Here is a 23,274-nt window from a genome sequence, read left to right as displayed (position 1 = left end):
CCTCAACTAACTTGCTGATCTAAAATACAAATAACAACCTGTCCGTTTATTAACCAGCAATGCAAACTTAAACGAGAATCAAACTCAATATTAACCATATGATTTATAAGTAAATTACTTGCAATTCTGTGCCTATATACTAGACTAGCCACAATTAGAATTTTTAGGATAAGCGCTATGAAAGGTAATCAAAAAGTAATCGACGCCTTCAATACACTGTTAGCTAACGAATTAGCTGCTATTGACCAGTATTTTATTCATTCTCGTATGTACGACGATTGGGGCTTAAACAAACTTTATGAGCGTCTTAACCATGAAATGGAAGAAGAAAAAGACCACGCTGACTGGCTAATCAAGCGTATTCTTTTTTTAGAAGGCGTACCAAACATGACCAAACGTCGTGACCTGTTAATTGGTAACGATGTAAAAAGCATGATGCAAAACGACTTAACCTTAGAACTTGAAGTGGTTGAGTGTGTTAAAGAGGTTATTGCTATCTGTGAACAACAGCAAGATTATCAATCTCGTGAAATTTTAGAAAAGCTATTATTTGATACCGAAGAAGATCACGTCTACTGGTTAGAGCAACAACTGGGTCTGATTGACAAAATTGGCACTCAAAACTATCACCAAGCTCAAATGGGCGAATAAGGACTTATATTATGAAAGGCGATAAAGACGTTATTGCAGCACTAAATAAAGTACTTGCTAATGAGCTTGTGGGTATTAACCAATACTTTTTACATGCACGCATGTTTAAAGATTTTGGTTTTAGTAAACTAGACAAAGCTGATTACAAAGTATCGATACAAAAAATGAAAAACGCCGATCGTTTAATTGAGCGTATTTTATTTTTAGAAGGCCTGCCTAACCTTCAAGATTTAGGACGCTTACGCATTGGTGAAAACAGCGAAGAAATGATTGCCGCTAACATGAGCTTTGAACTTGATACAGTAGACGAGCTTCGTGCTGCCATTAAACTAGCTGAAAGTAAAAAAGATTACATTAGCCGTGAAGCGCTCGATAACATTTTAAATGAGCAAGAAGAGCAAATTGATTGGCTAGAAACACAGCAACTACTGATCAAAAACACTGGGCTTGAAAACTACTTACAATCGCAACTGTAAATTAAAGTTATAAATACAAAAAAAGCAGCTAAGGCTGCTTTTTTTATGTTTAATTTTTAAATGTTAAACCAATTCGTTTAGATAGGGCCTACTTTTATAAATTACTATTAAGCCACTTGATCGGTTATATCTGCAATTTGAATCAGTTTACGATTGAGGATCTTTTTAGTACAGCAACAACACTTACCGCATTGGCTGCCCACTTTAAGCTCTTTAGTTAGCTCGCGCATGGTAGTAGCACCATCGTCGATGGTTTGCTCAATTTTTTTATCGGTCACACCGTGACAAAGACAAACATACATGAATACAAACAACTCTCAATTTCATTTAGTAGGTTTATATTAATCTAAACGAAAATAGTTATCAATTGGTTTTTTATAAAATTTGAATTTTTTGCATTTTTTTTAGCCAGCGCCACTTAAGTTGAGAATTCGCGGCAGCTTGAGAATTGTTTGAGTTTCATTCGAAGTATGGCACTTAAATTGAGATTTATTAGCTAAAGTCTGACCTTGAATTTAAGTAGGTTTAGAGGTAAATAGTTGAATGGTTGAGAATTAGTTACTTTAAAGCCAGAAGAAACCTTAATGTATAAATATAGAATTAGTGCATGGGCTATTTCCGGTTTATACCATTTGCAGACAGTGGTAACGCCCAATTAAGGGGTGAACAACGCCTCCACCCAAACCTAAAGCATTGTGCCATAAACACTAAATTTGAAGTAGAAGCAAAAATGCCGAGCGTTGTGAATCCCTCTTAAATTGCTTGTTATGCTACCTTTTCGCCATTGGATGGCCTGGGTTTAGTTGGAGCAGATCCCACAAGTTCCCATACAGGTCTTCAAACACTGCCACCGTTCCATAGTCTTGTTCTGCTGGCTCTCGAACGAAATTAATACCAATAGATTTCATGCGCTCAAAGTCACGCCAGAAATCGTCAGTATTTAAGAACAAAAATACTCGGCCACCAGCTTGGTTTCCAATAAAGTCATGCTGCTCTGGTTTCGATGCTTTAGCAAGCAACAGAGTAACACCATGAGAGTTAGGCGGGGCGACAACTACCCAACGTTTATCTTGCTCAGGTTGATAGGTATCTTCAATAAGCTCAAATTTGAGTTTGTTTACGTAAAAATCTATTGCTTCATCGTAGTCTTTTACAACCAAGGCTATATGGACAATGTTCTGTTTCATAGTATTCCTTATTGAAGATTTCGGGCCGGTAGCATAACGCCACATTAAGCGGACTAAAATTGTTGGCTAAAATGGTAGCGAAGCGAAACTGAGCCAACTGTTTTAGTTCCATTTAAATTGCTTGTTAGCTGTGATTGTGGCCAGGTACATATTTCCACGTTGGGGAGTTAAACCAATTCCCAGGATCAATACTACTCTCTGGCTTTAACCAATGTACATCATCTTCTAGTGCATCTTCTTGCAGAGTATACTTACCATCTATTAAGTCAGATGCAAACGACTCGATATATTCTTTCACCGAATCTGCAAGTTTTAATGCCACATTACAGTCATAATCAATTAATATCACTTGCCCATATGTACCATTACTCTCAGGATCTAAGTCAACACATATCAAACAAGTACCTGAATCATCTCCTATTGGAAGCCTTAACTTTCCGAAAGTGTAACTACCTTTTATACCCTCGTCGGAATGGGTTAACATCGCTCCATCATTAGGAGACTCAAGCTCAGTTACCTTTTCTATTATTTGTTCGATAGAAATAATTGGTATTCCATACGCGAAGTTTGCAAACAAATTTGGATTGATCCCATTGTGCGTTTTATATAGGGAGATTAAACTTTCTGGTAATTTACATCCAACTAATGATTCCAATTCTTCAAGTTTATTTGTTGATGCTGGACTTTGAAGTGCTTCAACAATTTTTGGAGCATTGACAGATAACCATTCAATTGCTTTTTCTAACATGGGGTACATTTCCTTATGAATAAATGAGTAACAGCTAACGCCCAAATAATGGGCTTGAATCAGTTTGCTAAAATGTTTGAGGAACGAAAAACAGCAAACTGTTTTAAGTCCTATTAATTTTCTTGTTATGTGCTCTTCTAATTAAAAATTGACCTATTGACCTAAAAAACCATGACTTTACAACTTTGTTTAACATATATAGCTGGAGTTGAGGTCCAATGAAAAACGTCTCGTTTTCACCTGTAGATAAGTTAACCTCTACTCGAATTCGGCTTATTAACTCTGCTTTCATATAAGTACTAGTTCGAAATGTACTACACACATTTTCAGCTAGTGTTTCTGGATCAAATTGAAACTCAAACGTTTCGACTGGTGCCAATTTAATAGGCATTAGTTCTTTTAATTTAGTTTGGATATTACTTATTTGGTCAATCTCAAATTTAGAGTTTGAGTTTTCTAATGACCATAAAATTTCATCTATTACTACATCTCGGCTATCTTGATTCGTGATACAAATTTTACATTCTGGCTTAGATTGAAGGTAAGGATCATTCCAGATTTGCTTACTAGAAAAGAAAACATTCCTTTTTCTATATTTTTGATCTGGTTCTTCCAGACTCTTGTTTTTCTTATAGACATACAATTGAAAACTCAACGCCATTAATGCTACAAACACTGATACCGCTGGTGCAATTTCAATAAAAGATTCCAATGCTACTCCTTAAGCACATAACAATTTAATAGTGCGCTCATCGCGCATATTTCTGCCGACTTAACGCTCATTTATCTACTTTATATAGTTTTAACAAATTACCTAAGGCATTACTATCACTAAGTTTTCTAAATTTTTTAGGTAAAGTTAAATGAACCAATATGCGGGCAGCGCTCATTTTCATGAATATATGCGCAAAGAGCAGTTTAACCAATCAATTAACGACGATATTCAGCCAGTCTCGATGACCGATTATCGCTCATACCCGAATTCTTTTGTAGCGAGCTAAGCTTAAACTCCATAAACACCGGAGTACAACTAAGCGTTTGGCATTGGTTTCTAAAAAATATGTTAATCCGCGCTACTTAGTTCTCATAAAATTATAATGGAGCTGTATCAATATTGATTTGATAAGGCTTACTGACAAAGTCAGCCATTCTTATACACTCCTTAACTGCAAATCCTCGTCCTTTGTAGCTTGCGAAAGCAACATGAGTATTATCAGTTAACACCGCATATAATCTATAGTTATGTTTGTAGCCTTTTCTTGGTACAGCTTTAAAACCTTTAATATCTGATAATTTATAAACACGTTTAAAAATAGTATATAAACTACTAGACTTTAATTCCAAGGTTTGTTTTGCGAGATCAAAACGACATACATAGCCACCAAACGAGCCACTCCACCCTAACCAGCATATAAACCCAGATACCCATATTGGTAATGATTTTGCTTCATCAGAATTAAACACATTAATTAGTCCGATAAATAAAAAGAAACCACACAACAAAACTAGCAATAATCTAGTTAACCTTGGTTGTCGATAAATAGCTAGCTCACTAGATAGTTCTTTAAAATACATTACAGCACTCCGTATTTAACTAAGCCGGCAATGGCTGTAAAAACAAAAAATGGCAGGGATAATTTTATTAGCGATTTGCGATCCCATATTTCAATGAAAACAAGATCCTCTCTATTAAAATCTACATCTTTCAGATGAGAGTTGGAATTAGCTTTTGTGCTATCATGAGCAATTTGTGGTGAAATATCTAATTCGCTTTGAGCAAACCTTATCGGCGTTTTATTTGGCCAATCCGATATGGTTTCAGCAGTAATAATATTATATTTTTTATATAAAAACGAAATGAACATCTTAGCATCTGTATACTGTTTAAATTCATATAACTGATCAACAAACTTAATTTGATAAGGGCCTTGCGCGCCTATACTACTTAATTCAAATGATAGTGTATCAAACGATGTAATAACTTTACTTCTTTGAAAGTAACCCCATAATGCGGTTTTTAAATTAAGCTGTTTTTCTGTCCCGTTAAACTCTAAGCGGCTCTTTTGACCAAAAAGCAATATAGATACTCCTAAAAAGAAGCTTGCCGAAGTCGCGAAGAAAATACTTTCCCCTCCTTCGCTTGCAACGGTCATCACGATGCTAATAATTCCAGGAATAAGCATAATAAACGCAAAAATTTTGCTTGTCATTTCGCGTCTTGAGGGCATTGTTGTATTACCACTTTGATCTGTTTTGAGAACTTTTTTTACAAGCTTGGATAGATTGTTATATTCCATTACTTCAACCTTAAAAGTTAATTATTACCTTATTTACATTAACATAAAGTAGCTAAGTAAACCTTATCTCACGATACTCATATCGTTCCTTATACAGGAGCAAAATTACTATTTACAATACAGTAGTTAGTTCAAGTCAGGAAAATCTTAAATGCATTTGATATAAAAAGGTTACCGTCCGGTTAACGCTTTCAAAAAACAGAATATATTTCCGATAACTACCTTTGAAGCACTAGAAACGGAAGTTTACTCCCGTTTTGTACTTTAAGATTATAAGCCGATGTCTAGTGAAAGCTAGGAAGTCTACATCGAACACATCTGTATTAGTGCTCATCCGAAGATATGGAATCCAGTTTGCAACCTTTCGACGATCGCGACCAAGCCTATTCCCATTACCACACCTATGAGAAGCACTCCAAAAACAAGACACGCATAGAGCAATGTCCAAGCTCTGGTAGTTTTTGACCCCGCCTGCTCTTCGGAAGTCTTATCGGAACATCGGTAGATTTGACTCAAACTTCTTTCCACCCCAAGAACGGTGCCACCGATCACTCCAAAAAGCAGTGCGACCGCGAAAGTGAGGACCCGATACTCCGCATTAGCAAAGCCATCCCACAAAAGAATAGCGCCGTTGGTCCAAGCTAATACAGTGCAACCCCATGAAGTAAGTTGATAAACAATTGTTAGTCTTTGGGTCATTAATTACTCATTTTTTTGGATTGTCTGCCTAACGCTGCGTTAAGTGGTGAAGAACGCCAACCACCATACCTAACCCACTATATCTTAAACACTAAATTAAACTTGAACTGAGATCGCCAAGTGTTGTGAATCCGCCTTAACGCTTTGTTATGGCGATTTATTTTAGACTTGCTTGGATTATCAGTAACTCAATTTCATGGTCCGATGTATTAACCAAACCATGGGTGCCAAAACGTTTATTAACTATCATATCTCCTGAGGCCACTTTTCTGTCCTCTCCTTCAATGGTCATAGTGCCTTCACCTTTCAAAATAATATACATTTCTTCGTCATCTCCGTGAGAATGCTCTCCCATAGAACTTCCAGGTGGCATAACGACACGGATGGCAAAATCCCAAGCACCATCGAAATCTTTACGTCTGAATGCACGATAGATATCTATTGAACCTTGTCCATCATGGCTATTTTCGTCGACTTCTTTATCGCAAGTGTAGAAATTACGTATCATCTTTTCCGAATTCCTTTTTGATTATTTTCCACAGTTCAACTGAGCGCCATAACAACTTTATCAGAGGGTACTTTCCCTATAATGGCGCGAAAGGTCTTTATTTTATGAACTTACATTAATAGCAAATATTGTAAGCTATTGCCAAATATAAACATTATGCTTTCTGTAGTTTATATAAATATGTAAAAAACAGGAACGTTTCCACTTATTCTTACTCGGTTAATGACGGCTCACCTGAAAAATCGGTTATCGCTCTAAGCGGCACTTCAATCACAACAAAATTTGCTTGGCGTCTTACAAACAATGGCAAGCTTACCTTTCCTTCTATTTACAGTAACAATAATTAAAATTGATTGGACTATGCGAGTAAAAGCCTTTTTAGATGACCAGGCGTTAATAACTTAAAACACATAAGAGTTATTAAGCTAAATAATTTTTTATAAAAATTCAGTAAAATTTTTTTTCCAGATTATACTTTTTTATTATTACTGTAATTTTGGACAACTATGTTAAACAATTATTCTGTGCGTACCCGTTTAGCAGTGCTTGCATTGCTACCAATTATGATTTTTTTAATTACATCGTTTTTTTCAATAAACACAATGGGAAGGTTAGTAGCAGGGATTGATAGTTTATACGACGACCGTGTCGTACCACTTAAACAAATTAAACTTGTGTCAGATAATTACGCTGTAAATATTGTTGATTTACTTCACAAGTATCGTGCTGACTCTATTACCAAGTCAGAACTCTTAGCAAATATTAATCAGGCTAGAAATACGGCTGATAATGAATGGAAAGCTTACTTAAGCACACAGTTAACAGCTGAAGAAAAGCGCTTGGTAGATAACGTTGAAAATAAACTAAAGCCTGTGCTCGTGCATTTGAATAATTTAATTGTAAGTATTAATAGTGGTGAATTTTTATCACTACCACAAAATCAATTTGTTTATGAGCTTTACCAACTCTTTGATCCGCTTAGTGCCAGTTACCAGGCTTTGATTGATTTGCAGCTTAAAGAAGCGAGTGACTTTAGAGTTAAAGCTGATGAAAATTATCAATTTATAAAATTTATAATGAGTGTGACAATCGCGATATTAATTTTACTTCTACTGATTGTTGCCTACTTTATTTACTGCTCGATACAAAACCCATTAATGTCATTACGCGATACCATAACGGATATTGCAACCAATGCCGATTTAACAGCTCGTGCTAAGGTTCAGGGTAAAGATGAGATTGCAGATACCGCATCTAACTTTAATGATATGTTACTTCGGATCCAAGGTTTAGTAAAAGATATGGCAGGCGCAACACTAACACTTGCTTCGGCAGCTGAAGAAATGAACTCTATTAGTATTCAAGTAGCCAGTACAGCAACCCAGCAAGAACAACAATCAGCTATGATTGCAACTGCAATTACCCAAATGAGTAGTGCAATAGAGCAAGTTGCTCAAAACGCTCAAGTAACCTCTGACAAAGCAACAAATGCCGACATAAAGGCAGGTCAAGGACAACAAGCTGTTGCTGATAATATCGAGTCAATAAATACGCTTTCAACTTTGGTTAATACAAATACGCAGCTTATTACAGATCTAAATACACAAACCAATGATATAAACCAAGTTGTGATGATGATTCAAGGTGTGGCTGAGCAAACAAACTTGTTAGCTTTAAATGCAGCCATTGAAGCAGCAAGAGCTGGAGACTCTGGTCGTGGATTTGCCGTTGTAGCCGATGAAGTAAGGCAACTTGCCCACAACACTCAAAAAGCAACCGCTAGCATTAATGAAATGATCACAAAACTACAAGGTATGGCTCAGCAAGCAGTTAGTGCTATGAGTAACGCTGAAAGCAGTGCTAAAGAAAGTGTTGACCACGCTAATTATTCTTCACAGGTGCTCAGCGAAATTAACCAAGAAGTCACCGAAATTGCAGATATGAACACTCAAATATCAACCGCAACTCAGGAGCAAAAAATGGTCGCAAATGAACTAAGCAGCAATATTAATGAGTTTAGCGCGAGTATTACTTCTGTTAGCGAAAGCTCACAACAAAATGCTCAAGCATCGCAAGAGCTCGCACAGCTTGCGGCAATGCTACAAGGACAAGTTAATGTATTTAAAGTTTAGGTGCTTTAATTTTGAGGCATATTAGCGCTTATACTTTAAATAAAAACCTTATATGCCATCATTTAAATGATGGCATATTGGTTATTTTAAGCGCGAGTTTGATTAGATAATATACTTATCCAATCATGGGGGTTTGAGAGTATAAACTGATACGAACTGCCATCTTGCGTGAAAACCTCTATCGCATCAGCTGTTATTGGCACAAGGCCTGCGCCCTTGCCTTTACATTCAACCACTTTTAAAATTGTATCGCGGGCAATTGTGTATTTTTCTAACCCCAATTTTTCATTAAAAGGTTCAAAATTTAAGTCGGTTTGCGTAATCCAAAACTTTCCGTCCGCTTTCATAACTCCATTTTGAATGGTTGCCATTGTTGATTTAACGATTGTTCCTTGCATATTTTAATCCCTTCACACATGTATATAATTTCAAATTGCTCAACTTCCATCTGTTTATTATTACAGCTGACTTGATAGCTCAAAGCAAGTTTATTTGTGCACTAACACCACAAAGAGACCTATTAAATTTAAAAGTTACCCGCATATATTTACCTGCTTTAAACTTTGTGGAATAATCGCCCTCCTCTTAGGGGAGTAGCCCGCTCAGTAATGAGTAAACTTATCAACATAATTGCACCTTAAGTGCATGGTAAGTTTGTAATGTTGTAGCAAGCGTTATCGGCGAGACCTAGGTAGACACTATCCTCATGGCGGGAGATAGCTGTTTGCCTTGGTTTAATATTCCCGCCTGAAGATTATATTAATGGATATTTTTTTAACCTCTACCGTCACTGTTGCCCTTGCCGAAATAGGCGATAAAACCCAGCTTTTATCTTTACTATTAGCTGCTCGCTTTCATAATAAAATTGCACTTATTTTAGGCATTCTCGCTGCTACTATTATTAATCATGGTTTATCTGCCTGGTTTGGTGATTGGTTAAGTGGTAATTTTGCTGTTGAATACTTACCTTGGGTAGTCAATATAAGCTTTATTGTTGTTGGCTTATGGCTGCTTATTCCCGATAAAGACGAAGACGTTAGCCACAAGTACGATCGTTATGGGGCATTTTTAGTGGCCTTAATCTTATTTTTTATTGCTGAAATTGGCGACAAAACTCAAATAGCGACTGTATTATTGGGTGCACAATATCAATCCGTTTTGTGGGTAACAATTGGTACAACTCTTGGTATGCTGATCGCAAATATACCCGTTATTTATGTCGGTAAGACGTTACTAAAAAGAATTCCATTAAACACAGTAAGAGCTATTGCCGCCACTGTATTTGTATTACTAGGTGTTTATGGCTTAATAACCATGGTGTGATTAAGTAACCTACAACAAAAAACCGCTTACCTAAAGTAGGTAGGCGGTTCAAGGAAGTATAAGCAGTTATCGTAGAATAAAAACGAGCTTCTTTTATGCTCGGTTAATGCAATAGCACCCTTTTGTGTTGGCAATTAACAAATATGAGTTAAAACCAGCCTGTAAATTGCTTATCACGGTCTCTACAAACCCGCTACCTTGTGAACAAGCCAACCCTTCTGATAAAGGTCCTGCATAAACAAACTCACCATTTTTATCAATTAACACTGCGGCTGGCGTTGCCGGAACCACTGACTTTAGTTGGCTATTGAGTTTAAATGTTTGAACCTCAACGCCCTGATTTTTCGCAAAGCGCTGTAAGGCTGATAAGTGCGGTTTAGCTTGTATGGTACAGCCACAATTATCTTCAGTGATAATAAGTAGTTGCGCACTATCTTTGTTTTGCCAAACAACGTGTTCTTTAAATTGCGAAAACCAGTTACGGCGCTCAAGCATTTTATTCTCATCAAAAGGCTTTAATTGACCAAGTTGAAAATACACTAAGCCCGACACAACAACCACAAACCACACACCAATCAATGCAAAAGTAAAATAGCGCTTATTAGTTAAATTTTGCAATACTTTGCTCTAATACATCGATACTTACATCAATCATTTGTACCTTAGCGGTAAGTTGATCAACAATTTTTCCGTCTTCATATTGGCGTTGACGCATTTGATCTGTGCTTGTTGCAATCTGCTCAGTATTGCCAGCCTGTTCAGCAACTACTTGCGCAACTGAGTCAGAACTAGTGGATACGGCCTGTATTTGCTCGCTCATTGACGAGATATTCTCCTTCATGGTGGCACTAATTTTCGTAAGATCTACAACAAACTCAACACACTGATTCATGGATTGTGTTGAAGTACGACTGTTATCCACTAAATCTGTTAATGTAGATGCTATTTTAGCTGTTGTTTTCTGGCTGTTATTCGCTAAAGAACGAACCTCATCTGCAACTACAGCAAAACCACGACCATGCTCACCGGCTCTAGCAGCTTCAATTGCGGCATTTAACGCTAGCAAATTAGTTTGATCAGCTATACCTGATATCTCATTCAATAAGCTTGTAATTACATCTCCAGCAGCCACTAAATGACTTAATTGCTCTTCGGTATTAGTTAATAACGTGAGCAACTCTTTACTCTTACTGTCTGTTTGTAACACTTCTTGTAAAGCAACATGGGCAGAGTCGGTAATGTTGCTCACTTGCTGCTTTAAAATATTGCTTTCTTGCTCAACCAGTTTAAAACCATGAGCAACTTGTGAACCTGAATTAGCTATATCATCAGTTTGTGCATTTCGGTGCTTAGCACTGTCTGCCAGCTCATCATGGACATTTATTAACTCTTGGGAGTTATTTTTCAATGAATCAGATTGCGTTTGCACCTGCTTAATAACATCCGACAAGTATTCTAGTAGCGTGTTAAAACCTACCACTGCACTGCTATCTGTATCATCTGCTCGCATTGAAAGTTTTATTTGATTTGGGTCTTGCATTATTTGCTCTGTGGTATGACTTAACGACAAACCAGCTTGGCGTTCACGCTTTAATGTCACTGCAATAAAGCCAGCAACAAGCGCTTCAACTATGGCATAGGCAGCGTGAATAAGCACAGTTGAAAAAGCTAAACGATCAGGGTCGAAAACATAAAACCCAGTATTTTGAGTCTGCAGGTAGTAAAAAGATAAATGATGAATAGCAACAAACACAATAGCTGTAATAAACACTCGCCATTCAACAAACATTATCAACATGGCTAAGAAAATAAATATTTCGAAATGGACCTCAATAAGCCCATACGCTTGCTGAATATGCAAAAATGAAAACATCATGATTGCAGCAGCAACAACATGAGGTGTAACTTTACTTTCGGGTTGGGTTTTTAATAACCAAATAGGAAGCAAGCACAAGGGCAAGCCGACCAGAAACGCCTCTGTTAGTGTATCGAAATAAAGACCGATACCAATAGATTCGACAAACAAAAAACAGAATATGATTGTAAACAATCGACTCACACTAGACATAAAAACCTTAATTAATTTTGTAATAAATTAAACACGCTAGTTGCTAGTATAGCCCTTAACAACTGGCAATTTTTTATTTTAAATCAAGCCGAACATTATCAATTAGGTTGATTTAAAATTTTTTAGTGCGCTACTTAACAATTGATAGTATTTGTTTAAAAGTAGACGTCCCTGCTTTTTTTGTCCATTGGAATATTATTGTTTCAGCACATGATATTACTGCTCCTGCTTGACGAAGCTGCTCAACTGCAATGGCTTTGTGCTCTGCATTTCTTGAGGCTATTGCATCTGTAGCAACAGTCACTGCATAACCATGTTGTAGTAAATCTAAACAAGTTTGTAATACACAAACATGCGCCTCTGTACCAGTAACTACTACATGAGGGCGCTGCAATAACGAAATAGTATCTAAGAACCCCTCTTCGGCGCAGGCACTAAAGCTTATTTTTTCAATATACTGCGCGCTAGGTAAAGCTTGCTTTATTTTCTCATCACTTTCACCTAGCCCTTTTTTATAATGCTCTGTAATTATTGAAGGAATTTGATGAATAGCACTTGCATTTGCAAGTTGTAAAGCACACTCTAGAGTCGTATTAAATGAAGCGATGGCCGGAGCCAGTTTGCTTTGCAAATCGATGACTAAAAGCACGCTGTGCTCTGAGTTAATATTTTCTCTAAAATTCATATGGAGTCCTTTGACTTTTGCTAAACTGACTTTTAACACCCACAAAAAAGCAACAATTAATTCACACCTATGGTGCTTTTTGTAATTTTTAAATTAAACTCATGCTATATTACACCAATACTAAATACCAACCTTGTCGGCCAAAAAGGGTAAGTGCTTTTGAGTAAGTTTTTCTTCGTTGTTTACATATTTTTATTAGTTTGGATGCAACAGAGCTTTGCTTCACAAACTTACTCTGAACAACTACAACGTATTTCTATCAATGAACAACTTTCGCAAAGCTTTGTAGTAAAATCTGTACAAGATGATATTGGTTATGTGTGGGTAGCCACTACACAAGGCCTGTTTCGGTTCGACGGTTACCAGGTTACCCTTTACGAAAGCCCTACAGGTTTAAAAAATAATTATATAGTTAATATCTACAAAGCTAATAACGGTAAATTATTAGTTAGCACACAGCTCGCTGGAAGTTTTTTAATTGACCCAAACACATTAAATGCTGAACAAATATATTCAGGTCATTTGAATCAAAATGAAGAAAAATACTCTCCGGTTGTTGCAGTTGCTGAGCAAATTACACATTTTTATTTTTCTATTGATGCGCACGTATATCGGTTTGATAAAAAAACAAAAAAGTTATCTCTTGTCATATCTTTGCCCAATGAAAATATGTTTATCCGTGCGTTGTCACTTTACCAAAACACCTTATATATTGGTTCCGATCAGGGCCTATACACTTATAACTCTGAAAGTAGCAAACGCCAACAAATAAAACTTAACGACACGAAAAAAGTTACTAATGATGGTAACAACGTAAAATTTCTATCTATAGACGAGAAACTTGGATTGTTCGTTGGTACGGTTGAAGGAATGTATCGGATTGCTTTTGATGAAAATAAACATATAGATCCTACAGCATTATCAACACTTATTAGTGATTATAATATATGGGATTATGTAAACACACCCTATGGCGAATTTATTGCTACAGAAAGTGGTTTATTTGAGTTTGACAGAGCAACCTCAGAGCTCACTCATATTTTAAATTTTAAAGATAGTAGCTACAACATTACTGAAAACACAATCAACGATATTATGTTTGATGAATCTGGTTTGTTGTGGCTTGGTTCAAGAACTCATGGTGTATTAACATGGGCCGCACAAACAAAGAAATTCAAAAAAATCACCCTACCTGAAAATAATATTGTAAATGTTATATATCAAGATACACCGCAACTGCTCTGGATAGGCACTGACGACGGGCTTGTTCGTTATAACTCAAAAACAAAAACGAGTGATTTATTTTTACAATCTAAAGATAAGAAAGCAGCTTATGGTTTATCTGCTATCGGAGATATTTACTCTGCCAAAAGTATAGGCAACAACTACCTTTGGTTAGTGACTTTTTTTGGGCTTGAGCTTTTTAACAAAGAAACAGGCGCATTTGAACAAAACAAATTTATTACCGAGCATAATCTAAACACTGACTATTTATTTGGCCTTGCACAGGTAGCACCCAATACATTTGCTTATATTAATAATGATAACTTCTATATTTTTGACGGTTACTCTGGTGAAAATAGAGTTATAAAAGGTCTAAAAGAGCAAATATCTCCTTTACAGGCATACGCATTTCATACCCCTTCAAAAGCTTACCCCGATGAATTGCTATTAAGTACATCTGACTCGCTTTATCGATATAATGAAGCAACGGGCACTTTAACTACTATTTTTAAATCTAAAACAGCAAAAAATAATCTTTTTCATACCGTAGAAAACTATTACTTAGATTCAAAACGTGAATTACTTTGGTTAGCAACCACACAAGAGGGCTTAATTGCCGTTAACACTAAAACTTACGAGCAAGTTCATACTTTTGATAAAAACAATTCATTAAACACTAACTCTATTTTCGAACTTATTGCTGATGATAATGATTTTTTATGGGTTAGTTCCGATAATGGGCTATATCGACTTAATTTAAATACGTTAAACATAACCACCTATACAATAAAAGACGGTTTAAGCAACAACCACTTTACTGCAATTGCTGCACTAAAATTACAAAATAATGAGCTCGTGTTCGGTAATCGTAGCGGTGTACTGCAGTTTGACCCTTATCAATTTAAAAGTGGCCAAAAAAACACCCAAAGTAAATTAGCGATCACAAATATTAATTTGTTTTCAGAGACGCTCAACTACTCGCCTGAAAAATACCGTAATGAACCGTTAAAACTAAATCATGATGATATGGGGTTGACGGTTAGATTTTCTAATTTTGATTATAACAATATAGGTAAAACCTACTACAAAGTAGAGCTGAATGGTCCGTCATCTTTAAGTTATAACGACTTAAAATCTAATCAGGTGTTTTTTACTAAATTACAACCAGGTGATTATGAGCTATCAGTGTCCACACAACAACGAAATGGGGTTATTACCAGCGAGCCCGTAGTGCTTAAGTTTAGTGTTGCATATGCTCCTTGGCAGTCTCCTATTGCCTACGCATGCTATTTCCTCGCAGTGACCATAATTCTGTTTTTATTTTTTTGGCAATACCGTAGCCGTAAAATGGCGATTGAACGCGCCCACCGTGCAGCTATTCACTCTAAAGCTCAAACTGAATTAGCATTAAAGAGTAACAAGAGTGGCGTTTGGAACTACAGTTTTATAGACAATACTGTTAATACAGCCAGAGGAACTGAATTAGGTTACGAGAATATATCGAAACGTATTGATATAAGCAGACTTTTTAATATTATGCATCCTGATGAGCGCCGCAGAATACAAAGTAAGTGGGATGCATTTATAAAACAAACTCAACCACAAGACTGGCAAGCGACTTACCGATTACGGCACAAAGATGGTCATTGGTTGTGGTTTCATGACCTTGGGCAAATTATTTATAATCAAGACAGCAAAAAGCCTGAATATGTATCTGGTATTTTTACTAATATTACCGAGCAGTTAGCAAACGAACAGCAAGCTAAAATACTTGGCGAAGCTTTTAGCCAGATCAATGACTTTTTACTTATTCTAGATGAAAACCTTGTACCTTTCTCAGCTAATAATAGCTTTATGGAGGTATTCTCTGATGATGGTGAAGAGGGAGCTGTTACTACTGAGCTATTTATAAAAGCGATTGGTCAAACTAAATGCAAAGAATTTGCAACCACGTTAAAGGCACTGCAACCCAAAGAAAATTGGCGAACAAATGCCTATGTTAATACTACAAAAGCACAGCAACACCCTATTCATATAAGTGCCACTGCAGTCGCTAATGAAGAAGGTAAAGTTGGTTATTATGTAATTGTAATTACAGACTTAACCGAGCAAAAACGTGCTGAAAATGAGTTACGTTATTTGGCCAACTATGATGCGTTAACCGGGCTACCTAATCGTAGCTTAATGAATCAAAAAATTGAAAATGCCATCACAAAGGCCGCTAAAAACGACTTGCAATGTGCGGTTATATTTATAGATTTAGATAAATTCAAACCTGTGAATGATTCGTTTGGGCATGCAGTAGGCGACAAGTTACTGTGTAACATTACTGAACGAGTTGCCTTATACCTAGGTGACCACGCGACTTTTGGACGCCAAAGTGGTGATGAGTTTTTAGTCTTAATCGAGAACATTACTTCTATGTCTTCTCTGCAACACACGCTTAACGAAATGAGTAATGAGCTCGCAAGCAAAGTTATTATTGAAGACTTTTCTATTAATATATCTGCCAGTATTGGTATTGCCTTATATCCCCATGATGCATGCTCAACTGATGCTTTGATCCGCAATGCAGATATCGCTATGATGCATGCAAAACAAGCAGGTCGAAATGGATTTCAGTTTTTTAATGAAAAAATGAATGAGCAAATTAAACAAAAACTTATTCTTGAAAATGACTTAAAAGATGCCGCAAAAGATAACCAATTATTTAATCATTACCAACCCGTGGTTAATACAAAAGATAAAACAATAAGTGGCGTTGAGTTATTGATGCGTTGGGAAAACCAAGGAAAACTTATCTCTCCGGCTTTATTTATACCGGTGGCAGAAGAAACTGGCCTAATTGATATGCTTACTGAGCAAGCATTGCAACGTGCAATCACAGAGCTTGCGCCTATCCTTAGCGTAAACCCACTGTTTTATATTTCGTTAAATGTATCACCAAAACATATTTTAAAGGCCAATATAACCGAGCGACTGAGCGCTATACTTGAGAAAGCCAGTATTAAACCACAGCAAATACGCCTAGAAATCACAGAAAACACGCTGTTAGAAGATAAGTACAAAGCAGCAAAACAACTTAAAAGCCTTCAAGCTGCAGGGTTTAAACTATTTCTTGATGATTTTGGTACTGGCTATTCATCACTCACTTATTTGAGCCAATTTCCAATTAATGTAATAAAAATTGACCAAAGCTTTGTTAACAGTATTGGCACAGACAAAGGTGACGAGTCGATTATTAAAACTATTTACTCGCTTGCTGAAAACTTAGAGTTATATTGTATTGCTGAAGGGGTAGAGACGCGGGAGCAACTAGACTTTTTAACAAACATAGGTTGCTATAAACTTCAGGGTTACTATTTTGCTCGCCCTATGAGTGCCAGCGATTTAATGAGCCCTGCATGCTTTGAGAAGATTATTGATTTAATCTAAACCTAAAAGCGACTTAACCAAGTCGCTTTTAGGTTAAACTTTTTAATGGATGTGCTTGCATTCATAGCTTTCGATTTGTAGCACACTGTTACGAACATTAAATTTATCTGCAAGTAGTTTGATTACTTTTAAACGACATTCTTCATCATGCTTTTCTATAGTGCAATGTTGCTTTAACACTACGTGAGCACCTACTATCACTTTTTTATTTTTACGAACAACGGTAACGTTATGCACATTTGCAACATGCTCCATACTGGTTATTTCTGTTTCGATATCTTGGACTTCTGGCAACTTTGCTTTATTTGAGCGTAGCCCTTTAATGCAACTAATTATCACCTTAATTCCCGTAAACAGTACAAATGATGCAATTAACATACTCGATAAAATATCAATCACATTCCAGCCTGTAATATAAATAAGAACACCGGCAACAAAAGTGGAAACAGTCGAGATTAAATCAAAAAACGAATGTAAAAATACCGCATACACATTAATACTGGCTTTACGACCTTTATATAATACCCACGCTGCCGCACCATGAAATAAAAAACCGATAGCTGCAATCACCGACATTAAATAACTATTTATGATCAGCTCATGTCCACCTTTGTGGTCCAAAAAGCGCTCAGCTCCCTCAAATAAAATAAGTAAACTGATAGTAAGATATAAAATGCCGTTGATCAGACCGCCGATTAATTCAGCTTTTTGATGGCCGTCGTTATAAGTTTTAGCCAAATGAATAGCAAAGCTTGAGGCAATAAGTGCTATAAATAGTGAGCTGTTATGAACAAATAAGTGACCGGCATCAGCAAGAACAGCCAGTGAATTAGCATAATAAGCACCTATAAGCTGAATCACCATAAACGAACAGGTAATTGCAAGTGCAATTAATAGACGGCGACGGGAGGCGTGATGTGTAGTTATTTCTGTCATGAAATATAAAAGGCCTTTACTGAAAACAAAGTAAGCTAATGAAATAAAGCAAATTAGAAAGTGCGAAATGATATACAGTCACAATTGTAATACGAAGACCAATTAAACGCACTAAAAACTTAGTAAAATGCAAAGAACTGTACTAAATATAAAGAGACATATATTATTAATAATTAAAAGATTTGGCGAGTTCTGCCTGTATAATTGCGGAGAAATCAGTGAGTCATGACTCAGACAAAACAATTTGGCAGGTTTTTAATCTTATTAATTTAGCCGTGATTGTTTATGATGATAAAAACCAAAACTACACATTAAATCAGCATGCCAAAACGTTACTCAAAATAGAGGATGAAAGTGCTGTTAAAAAAGGTGCTTTTAGCAATGTTGTGCTGCGCGACTTTAGTAATGATGAAGTTGTCAGTATTGAGCAATTATTTTCTTCTAATATAACAACCGTTTTATTAGATTCTGAATCCACTTTACAACTGTTAAATATTGATCATTCTATAATTGATGGCTCTATATCTATGCTCACTTTAGAGCAAAATCATACACTCACAGAGCAATACAACTTTGATCATATTATCTCTAAAATCTCTACCAAACTTATTGATATACAAAACGATAATATAGACCAACAAATTAACTTTGCCCTCAAAGCCATTGGCACCGTATTAAAGGCTGACCGTAGTTATTTATTTGAATTTAACACTGACAATGAAACTATCACTAATACTCACGAATGGGTTAATAAGGGTATTGTTGCTTGCAAAGACAGACTGCAAAACATACCAAAGGTTGAACTCCCCTATTTTTTTGAAGTGATGAATGAGAACCATCTATTTCAAGTAAATGATATTGAGCTATTACCTACTAAAGCTGACGCTGAAAAAGCAGAGTTTAAAGAGCAAAGCATTCAGTCGGTTTTATGCATAGGCCTTCGTTTCGATGAGGAACTGGTAGGCTTCATCGGCTGTGATTGCGTTAAAACTAAGCGCAATTGGAGCAAAATTGATTTGATTAGAATAAAGCTCGTAGGTGAAATCATCAATAATGCCCTCAAGAATATTAACTATAAAAAAAAGCTGCAGTTAACCCAACAGCAATTAATTAACGCCAACACTAAGCTCAATAAATTAGCGAATACCGATGCACTTACTGATATTGCAAACCGTCGCTTTTTCGATAGCACTCTCAACAGTGAAATTAAGCGTTGTGCAAGACATAATCAGCCTATTAGTTTGATTATGTGTGACATCGATTTCTTTAAACGCTATAACGATAACTATGGTCACCAAAAAGGTGATGACACATTAAAACAAGTGGCGCGCGCTTTAAAAAGCGTATGTAAACGTGAGGGTGATATAGTAGCTCGGTATGGAGGCGAAGAATTTACAATTATTTTGCCGGCCTCTAATAAAGAACAATGCCAAAAGTTTACTGTACTGATACAGCAAAAAATTAAAGCGTTAAATATTCCCCATGAATTTTCTTCTGTTACTCCTCATATCACAATGAGCTTTGGGTATTTTACCACTTACCCAAACGCTAATACTAATATGCAAACGATAATAAAAAATGCCGACATTGCTTTATACAAAGCTAAAAAAGCAGGCAGAGATCAAATATGTTCTTTTGAATAACGTATATATTAATTTTTAAAAACAAGTTATCGCTTCTATTCCCTGCAACCTTTGATATTTTCTTATCCTAACTAATAATTAAAACAAGTCCCGAATCAAAGCAAAAAGTTGCTCGCACAGTTTGAGCACACTTGGTAGCATAAGTGTATTGTCAAAGGAAGGAAGTTAACATGAGCAATAGCCAACATACATTAGTGGTAGAGGGTGGTGCCATGCGCGGTATTTTTGCAGCTGGCGTGCTAGATGAGTTTTTAGCACAACAATATCAACCTTTTACCAGCTATTTTGGTGTATCTGCTGGAGCAACGAACGTCGCGGCTTATCTATGTAAGCAAGCAACTCGAAACTACAAAGTGATTACTGATTATTCCTGTAGGCCTGAATTTATTAACCTTTCCCGATTTGTTAAAGGCGGCCATTTGTTTGATTTGGACTGGCTTTGGCAAGAGACCATACGTGAAATTCCTTTAAATACCGACGAATTCTCTCAATCCCCTCACGACTTTTATATTGTTGCAACGGCAATCGAGTCTGGGCAAGCTCATTATTTACAAGCAACAGGCAGCGAAATGGTAGAGCAATTAAAAGCCTCTTGCGCTATACCCATAGCTTATCGGGATTATCCAAAAATAAATGGCATGGCCATGACCGATGGTGGCGTTGCCGACTCTATTCCGGTAAAAAAAGCTTATGAAATGGGGGCATCAGAAATAACGGTTATCCTTTCTCAACCTTTAGGCTATCGTAAAAAAGATAACAAAGTACCGTGGTTAACTAAACAACTCTATAAAGATACTCCTGCACTTGCACAGGCCACTATTCAGCGTTCTAAAAACTATAATGACAGTATTGATTTTTTGCATAATGCTCCACCTGATTGTAAAGTAAATATTATCGCACCTCCAATGGGGTTTAAAGTCGGTCGCACCACTAAAAATCGGGCTATACTCAATTCAGGCTATCAAATGGGCATAAGTGAAGCTAAAACCTACTTGAATAACTCTCGATTTGCTAAGGAATGATCATAAGCTATAAAATCAACCTATAAGAAGTATACATTGATATAACCTTTGAATTTACAGCTTACTCCAGCTATTAATTTTTAAACCAACGGGGTAATGTAATAAAGAACGATGTGTTCGCCATCGTATTGCAAAAAACAGATTAAATTTAGGCGTGTTTTTTGCATTAAATTTTGTGTACACACCAAATAAATTAAGGGTTTTTGTGAATTTTCTTCGATGCTTTCATAATATAGTCTCAGATCAGCAGCTAAGCTTTGATCAAAAAATTGCAGACTTACTTGCTTTTGGGCTCGATGTTTTTCAACTCGACTTAGCTATTATCAGCCGTGTAAAAAATGATTCTTACATTGTTTTACATGCCATCACCCCTGACAATTCTCTTGCTATTGGCACTGAGTTTGAGTTAAACGGCACCTATTGCACGCATACCTTGTCGGCCAACTCTGCACTCGCATTTCATAATGCGTCGCAAAGTAGTATTGCAAATCATCCATGCTACATTAACTTCCAATTAGAAGCGTACATTGGTGCGCCTATACGAATAGGCACAGACGTGTTTGGTACCGTTAACTTTTCATCAGCTCAAGAATGCGCTCCTTTTAGCGATGAAGCCTATGATTATATTGAATTATTAGCGCAGTGGTTAGGCTCGGAATTTGCGCGCAATCAGGATAAAGCCAATCTCACTAAAAATAGTGACACTTTATTAAAGCTTGAAAGCGTGGCAAATATAGGTACATGGGAAGTCGACTTAATAGAAAATACTATTTTTTGGAGCCAACAAACTCGGCGCATTCATCAAGCCGAAGAAGGCTTTACTCCTGATATGAATACCGCTATCGAGTTTTATAAAGCAGGAAAAAGCCGCAATAGTATTAATAAAGCGGTAGAAAATGCGGTATCTAAGGGTGAAAAATGGCATTTAGAGCTGGAAATAATTACCGCTAAACAACAAAACATTTGGGTTTCTACCTTTGGTGAGGCCGAGTTTAACAACGGCCAATGTGTGCGGTTATTTGGTACTTTTCAAGATATAACTGAAGCCGTAAAGTTACGCGAAGAGTTAAAACAAAAAAAAGCGCTCGCTGAACAATTACTCAAAGATAGAAGTATGCTGTTTGCAAAAATCAGTCATGAGCTACGCACTCCGCTAAATGGCATTACGGGTATGTTAGCGACACTCATAGATGAACACGATTATGACAAGCGGGCGGAAAAAATTAAAGTCGCCCTTCGAAGTGCTGATATTTTATTGAATATTATTAATGAAGTACTCGATTTTTCAAAAATAAATCATGGTGAATTAAAACTGGAGCCTCATCACTCCCTACTTAAAACGGTATTTACCGATTTGGTTTCTTTGTATTCGGTATTGTTTAGCAATAAAAACATTGAACTACGAGCCACTAACCTCATTCCTAATGATGTTTGGGTATACTGCGACACTTCTCGATTAAGCCAAATTATCTCTAATTTACTGAGTAACGCATTAAAATTTACAGAGCATGGTTCTGTTTCTCTCGATTCACAGTTAGCATTAAATACAAAGCGCCCTTTACTTACAATTAAAATAACCGACACGGGTCGCGGCATGAGTAAAGCATATTTAAACTCATTATTTAAGCCCTTTACCCAAGAGGTTGATGCTAACAACAATAAAGGTGGCACCGGGTTAGGCTTAGCAATAGTTAAAGAGCTCGTTGGTTTTATGAATGGTAAAATTGAGGTAACCAGTGAGGTTAACGTGGGCACGTGTTTTACCTTAACTATCCCAATTGAGCTTGGTAAACAACAAACACAAAAACCTAGCCTTAAATTTATTAATAACCATAGTAATCAGCTCTCGGTTTTGGTGGTTGATGATAACGAAATAAATCGCCTGGTATTAGAATCTGCACTGGATAAATTTAATATAAAATCAGACTTTGCTATTGACGGCCAAGATGCCCTGTTAAAATGCAAACAAAAGCATTTTGACCTTATTTTTATGGATTGCATTATGCCTATCATGGATGGTTTTGAAGCCACCAAGCAACTAAAGGCACAAGGTATCTGTGACTCGCAAGAAACTTATATTGTGGCGTTAACTGCTAATGCATCCTCACAAGATAAACTAAACTGTAAGCAAGCAGGCATGGATATGTTTATAGCCAAACCGTTTAAACTGCCAGCGATAGAAGAAGCAATTACAAATACACTAAAAAGACTGGGCGTAGCCACATTATAACAACGAGTGT

General features: G+C 36.5%; 22 protein-coding genes and 1 riboswitch. Of the genes, 9 read left to right on the top strand and 13 right to left on the bottom strand.

Features of this window, described 5'->3' with window-relative positions; genetic code table 11:
• The first annotated feature begins 177 nt into the window (after positions 1 to 177).
• Both bfr (CWB77_RS06135) and bfr (CWB77_RS06130) read left to right on the top strand, forming a co-directional pair.
• Positions 178 to 651 carry a bacterioferritin gene (gene bfr, locus CWB77_RS06135; RefSeq protein ID WP_008466858.1) on the top strand — a complete coding sequence of 158 codons (474 nt, stop codon included), beginning with the start codon at positions 178 to 180 and terminating at the stop codon, positions 649 to 651.
• A gap of 11 nt (positions 652 to 662) precedes the next feature.
• The gene (gene bfr, locus CWB77_RS06130) at positions 663 to 1,127 is read left to right on the top strand and encodes a bacterioferritin (RefSeq protein ID WP_008112262.1); all 465 of its coding nucleotides are present in this window, start codon (positions 663 to 665) and stop codon (positions 1,125 to 1,127) included.
• Between the two features lie 107 nt (positions 1,128 to 1,234).
• Here the strand turns inward: bfr (CWB77_RS06130) and CWB77_RS06125 are convergent, their stop codons facing one another.
• The 4 genes from CWB77_RS06125 to CWB77_RS06110 all read right to left on the bottom strand — a co-directional run bounded on the left by CWB77_RS06125 (position 1,235) and on the right by CWB77_RS06110 (position 3,774).
• Positions 1,235 to 1,429, bottom strand: coding sequence for a (2Fe-2S)-binding protein (locus CWB77_RS06125; protein ID WP_010389142.1), 195 nt, complete (start codon positions 1,427 to 1,429; stop codon positions 1,235 to 1,237).
• Between the two features lie 468 nt (positions 1,430 to 1,897).
• Positions 1,898 to 2,314: a VOC family protein gene (locus CWB77_RS06120; protein WP_138621860.1), complete on the bottom strand. Its 417-nt coding sequence runs from the start codon at positions 2,312 to 2,314 to the stop codon at positions 1,898 to 1,900.
• A gap of 124 nt (positions 2,315 to 2,438) precedes the next feature.
• Positions 2,439 to 3,062 carry an SMI1/KNR4 family protein gene (locus tag CWB77_RS06115; RefSeq protein ID WP_171043255.1) on the bottom strand — a complete coding sequence of 208 codons (624 nt, stop codon included), beginning with the start codon at positions 3,060 to 3,062 and terminating at the stop codon, positions 2,439 to 2,441.
• A 103-nt stretch (positions 3,063 to 3,165) separates the two neighbouring features.
• Positions 3,166 to 3,774 carry a hypothetical protein gene (locus tag CWB77_RS06110; protein ID WP_138621856.1) on the bottom strand — a complete coding sequence of 203 codons (609 nt, stop codon included), beginning with the start codon at positions 3,772 to 3,774 and terminating at the stop codon, positions 3,166 to 3,168.
• Between the two features lie 151 nt (positions 3,775 to 3,925).
• Between CWB77_RS06110 and CWB77_RS18400 the strand changes: the two genes are divergently transcribed.
• Positions 3,926 to 4,063 carry a hypothetical protein gene (locus tag CWB77_RS18400; protein WP_161781326.1) on the top strand — a complete coding sequence of 46 codons (138 nt, stop codon included), beginning with the start codon at positions 3,926 to 3,928 and terminating at the stop codon, positions 4,061 to 4,063.
• A gap of 91 nt (positions 4,064 to 4,154) precedes the next feature.
• On the opposite strand, the gene CWB77_RS06105 is transcribed toward CWB77_RS18400, so the two are convergent.
• The 4 genes from CWB77_RS06105 to CWB77_RS06090 form a co-directional block, all read right to left on the bottom strand.
• A complete protein-coding gene (locus CWB77_RS06105) occupies positions 4,155 to 4,637 on the bottom strand; it encodes a hypothetical protein (RefSeq protein ID WP_138621855.1) in 483 nt (160 codons plus the stop codon).
• Positions 4,637 to 5,359 carry a hypothetical protein gene (locus tag CWB77_RS06100; RefSeq protein ID WP_109875200.1) on the bottom strand — a complete coding sequence of 241 codons (723 nt, stop codon included), beginning with the start codon at positions 5,357 to 5,359 and terminating at the stop codon, positions 4,637 to 4,639. The genes CWB77_RS06105 and CWB77_RS06100 overlap by 1 nt, the downstream gene beginning before the upstream one ends.
• 330 nt (positions 5,360 to 5,689) lie before the next feature.
• Positions 5,690 to 6,058, bottom strand: coding sequence for a hypothetical protein (locus tag CWB77_RS06095; RefSeq protein WP_138621853.1), 369 nt, complete (start codon positions 6,056 to 6,058; stop codon positions 5,690 to 5,692).
• A gap of 157 nt (positions 6,059 to 6,215) precedes the next feature.
• A complete protein-coding gene (locus tag CWB77_RS06090) occupies positions 6,216 to 6,566 on the bottom strand; it encodes a cupin domain-containing protein (protein ID WP_138570178.1) in 351 nt (116 codons plus the stop codon).
• 506 nt (positions 6,567 to 7,072) lie between these two features.
• Between CWB77_RS06090 and CWB77_RS06085 the strand changes: the two genes are divergently transcribed.
• A complete protein-coding gene (locus CWB77_RS06085; protein ID WP_138621851.1) occupies positions 7,073 to 8,698 on the top strand; it encodes a methyl-accepting chemotaxis protein in 1,626 nt (541 codons plus the stop codon).
• Positions 8,699 to 8,784: 86 nt separating this feature from the next.
• On the opposite strand, the gene CWB77_RS06080 is transcribed toward CWB77_RS06085, so the two are convergent.
• A complete protein-coding gene (locus tag CWB77_RS06080) occupies positions 8,785 to 9,096 on the bottom strand; it encodes a hypothetical protein (RefSeq protein WP_138621849.1) in 312 nt (103 codons plus the stop codon).
• A 178-nt stretch (positions 9,097 to 9,274) separates the two neighbouring features.
• Positions 9,275 to 9,377: riboswitch (yybP-ykoY riboswitch) on the top strand.
• A gap of 83 nt (positions 9,378 to 9,460) precedes the next feature.
• On the opposite strand from CWB77_RS06080, the gene CWB77_RS06075 reads away from it, so the two are divergent.
• On the top strand, positions 9,461 to 10,021 hold the full coding sequence (locus CWB77_RS06075) for a TMEM165/GDT1 family protein (RefSeq protein WP_138621847.1): 561 nt from the start codon (positions 9,461 to 9,463) through the stop codon (positions 10,019 to 10,021).
• Between the two features lie 93 nt (positions 10,022 to 10,114).
• Here CWB77_RS06075 and CWB77_RS06070 read toward each other — a convergent pair whose 3' ends face one another.
• The 3 genes from CWB77_RS06070 to CWB77_RS06060 form a co-directional block, all read right to left on the bottom strand.
• Positions 10,115 to 10,639, bottom strand: coding sequence for a DUF6436 domain-containing protein (locus CWB77_RS06070; RefSeq protein WP_138621845.1), 525 nt, complete (start codon positions 10,637 to 10,639; stop codon positions 10,115 to 10,117).
• The gene (locus CWB77_RS06065; protein WP_138621843.1) at positions 10,623 to 12,089 is read right to left on the bottom strand and encodes a methyl-accepting chemotaxis protein; all 1,467 of its coding nucleotides are present in this window, start codon (positions 12,087 to 12,089) and stop codon (positions 10,623 to 10,625) included. Before CWB77_RS06065 ends, CWB77_RS06070 begins: the two co-directional genes overlap by 17 nt.
• A 130-nt stretch (positions 12,090 to 12,219) precedes the next feature.
• The gene (locus CWB77_RS06060) at positions 12,220 to 12,774 is read right to left on the bottom strand and encodes an isochorismatase family protein (RefSeq protein ID WP_138606764.1); all 555 of its coding nucleotides are present in this window, start codon (positions 12,772 to 12,774) and stop codon (positions 12,220 to 12,222) included.
• A gap of 159 nt (positions 12,775 to 12,933) precedes the next feature.
• On the opposite strand from CWB77_RS06060, the gene CWB77_RS06055 reads away from it, so the two are divergent.
• Positions 12,934 to 17,433, top strand: coding sequence for an EAL domain-containing protein (locus CWB77_RS06055; RefSeq protein ID WP_138621841.1), 4,500 nt, complete (start codon positions 12,934 to 12,936; stop codon positions 17,431 to 17,433).
• Positions 17,434 to 17,475: 42 nt separating this feature from the next.
• Here the strand turns inward: CWB77_RS06055 and CWB77_RS06050 are convergent, their stop codons facing one another.
• Positions 17,476 to 18,369: a cation diffusion facilitator family transporter gene (locus CWB77_RS06050; RefSeq protein WP_138606760.1), complete on the bottom strand. Its 894-nt coding sequence runs from the start codon at positions 18,367 to 18,369 to the stop codon at positions 17,476 to 17,478.
• Positions 18,370 to 18,587: 218 nt separating this feature from the next.
• Between CWB77_RS06050 and CWB77_RS06045 the strand changes: the two genes are divergently transcribed.
• The 3 genes from CWB77_RS06045 to CWB77_RS06035 all read left to right on the top strand — a co-directional run bounded on the left by CWB77_RS06045 (position 18,588) and on the right by CWB77_RS06035 (position 23,264).
• A complete protein-coding gene (locus tag CWB77_RS06045; protein WP_138621839.1) occupies positions 18,588 to 20,012 on the top strand; it encodes a sensor domain-containing diguanylate cyclase in 1,425 nt (474 codons plus the stop codon).
• Positions 20,013 to 20,182: 170 nt separating this feature from the next.
• Positions 20,183 to 21,034: a patatin-like phospholipase family protein gene (locus CWB77_RS06040; RefSeq protein ID WP_138621837.1), complete on the top strand. Its 852-nt coding sequence runs from the start codon at positions 20,183 to 20,185 to the stop codon at positions 21,032 to 21,034.
• Between the two features lie 205 nt (positions 21,035 to 21,239).
• Entirely contained in the window at positions 21,240 to 23,264 is a 2,025-nt protein-coding gene (locus CWB77_RS06035) for a hybrid sensor histidine kinase/response regulator (protein WP_138621835.1), read from the top strand.
• The last annotated feature ends 10 nt before the right edge of the window (positions 23,265 to 23,274 follow it).

The sequence above is a fragment of the Pseudoalteromonas sp. S1610 genome (genome assembly GCF_005887465.1).
In the GTDB taxonomy this organism is placed as follows: Bacteria; Pseudomonadota; Gammaproteobacteria; order Enterobacterales; family Alteromonadaceae; genus Pseudoalteromonas; species Pseudoalteromonas undina.
The sequence above is the reverse complement of the archived record's forward strand: the minus strand, read 5'-3'. Positions and strand labels throughout refer to the sequence as shown.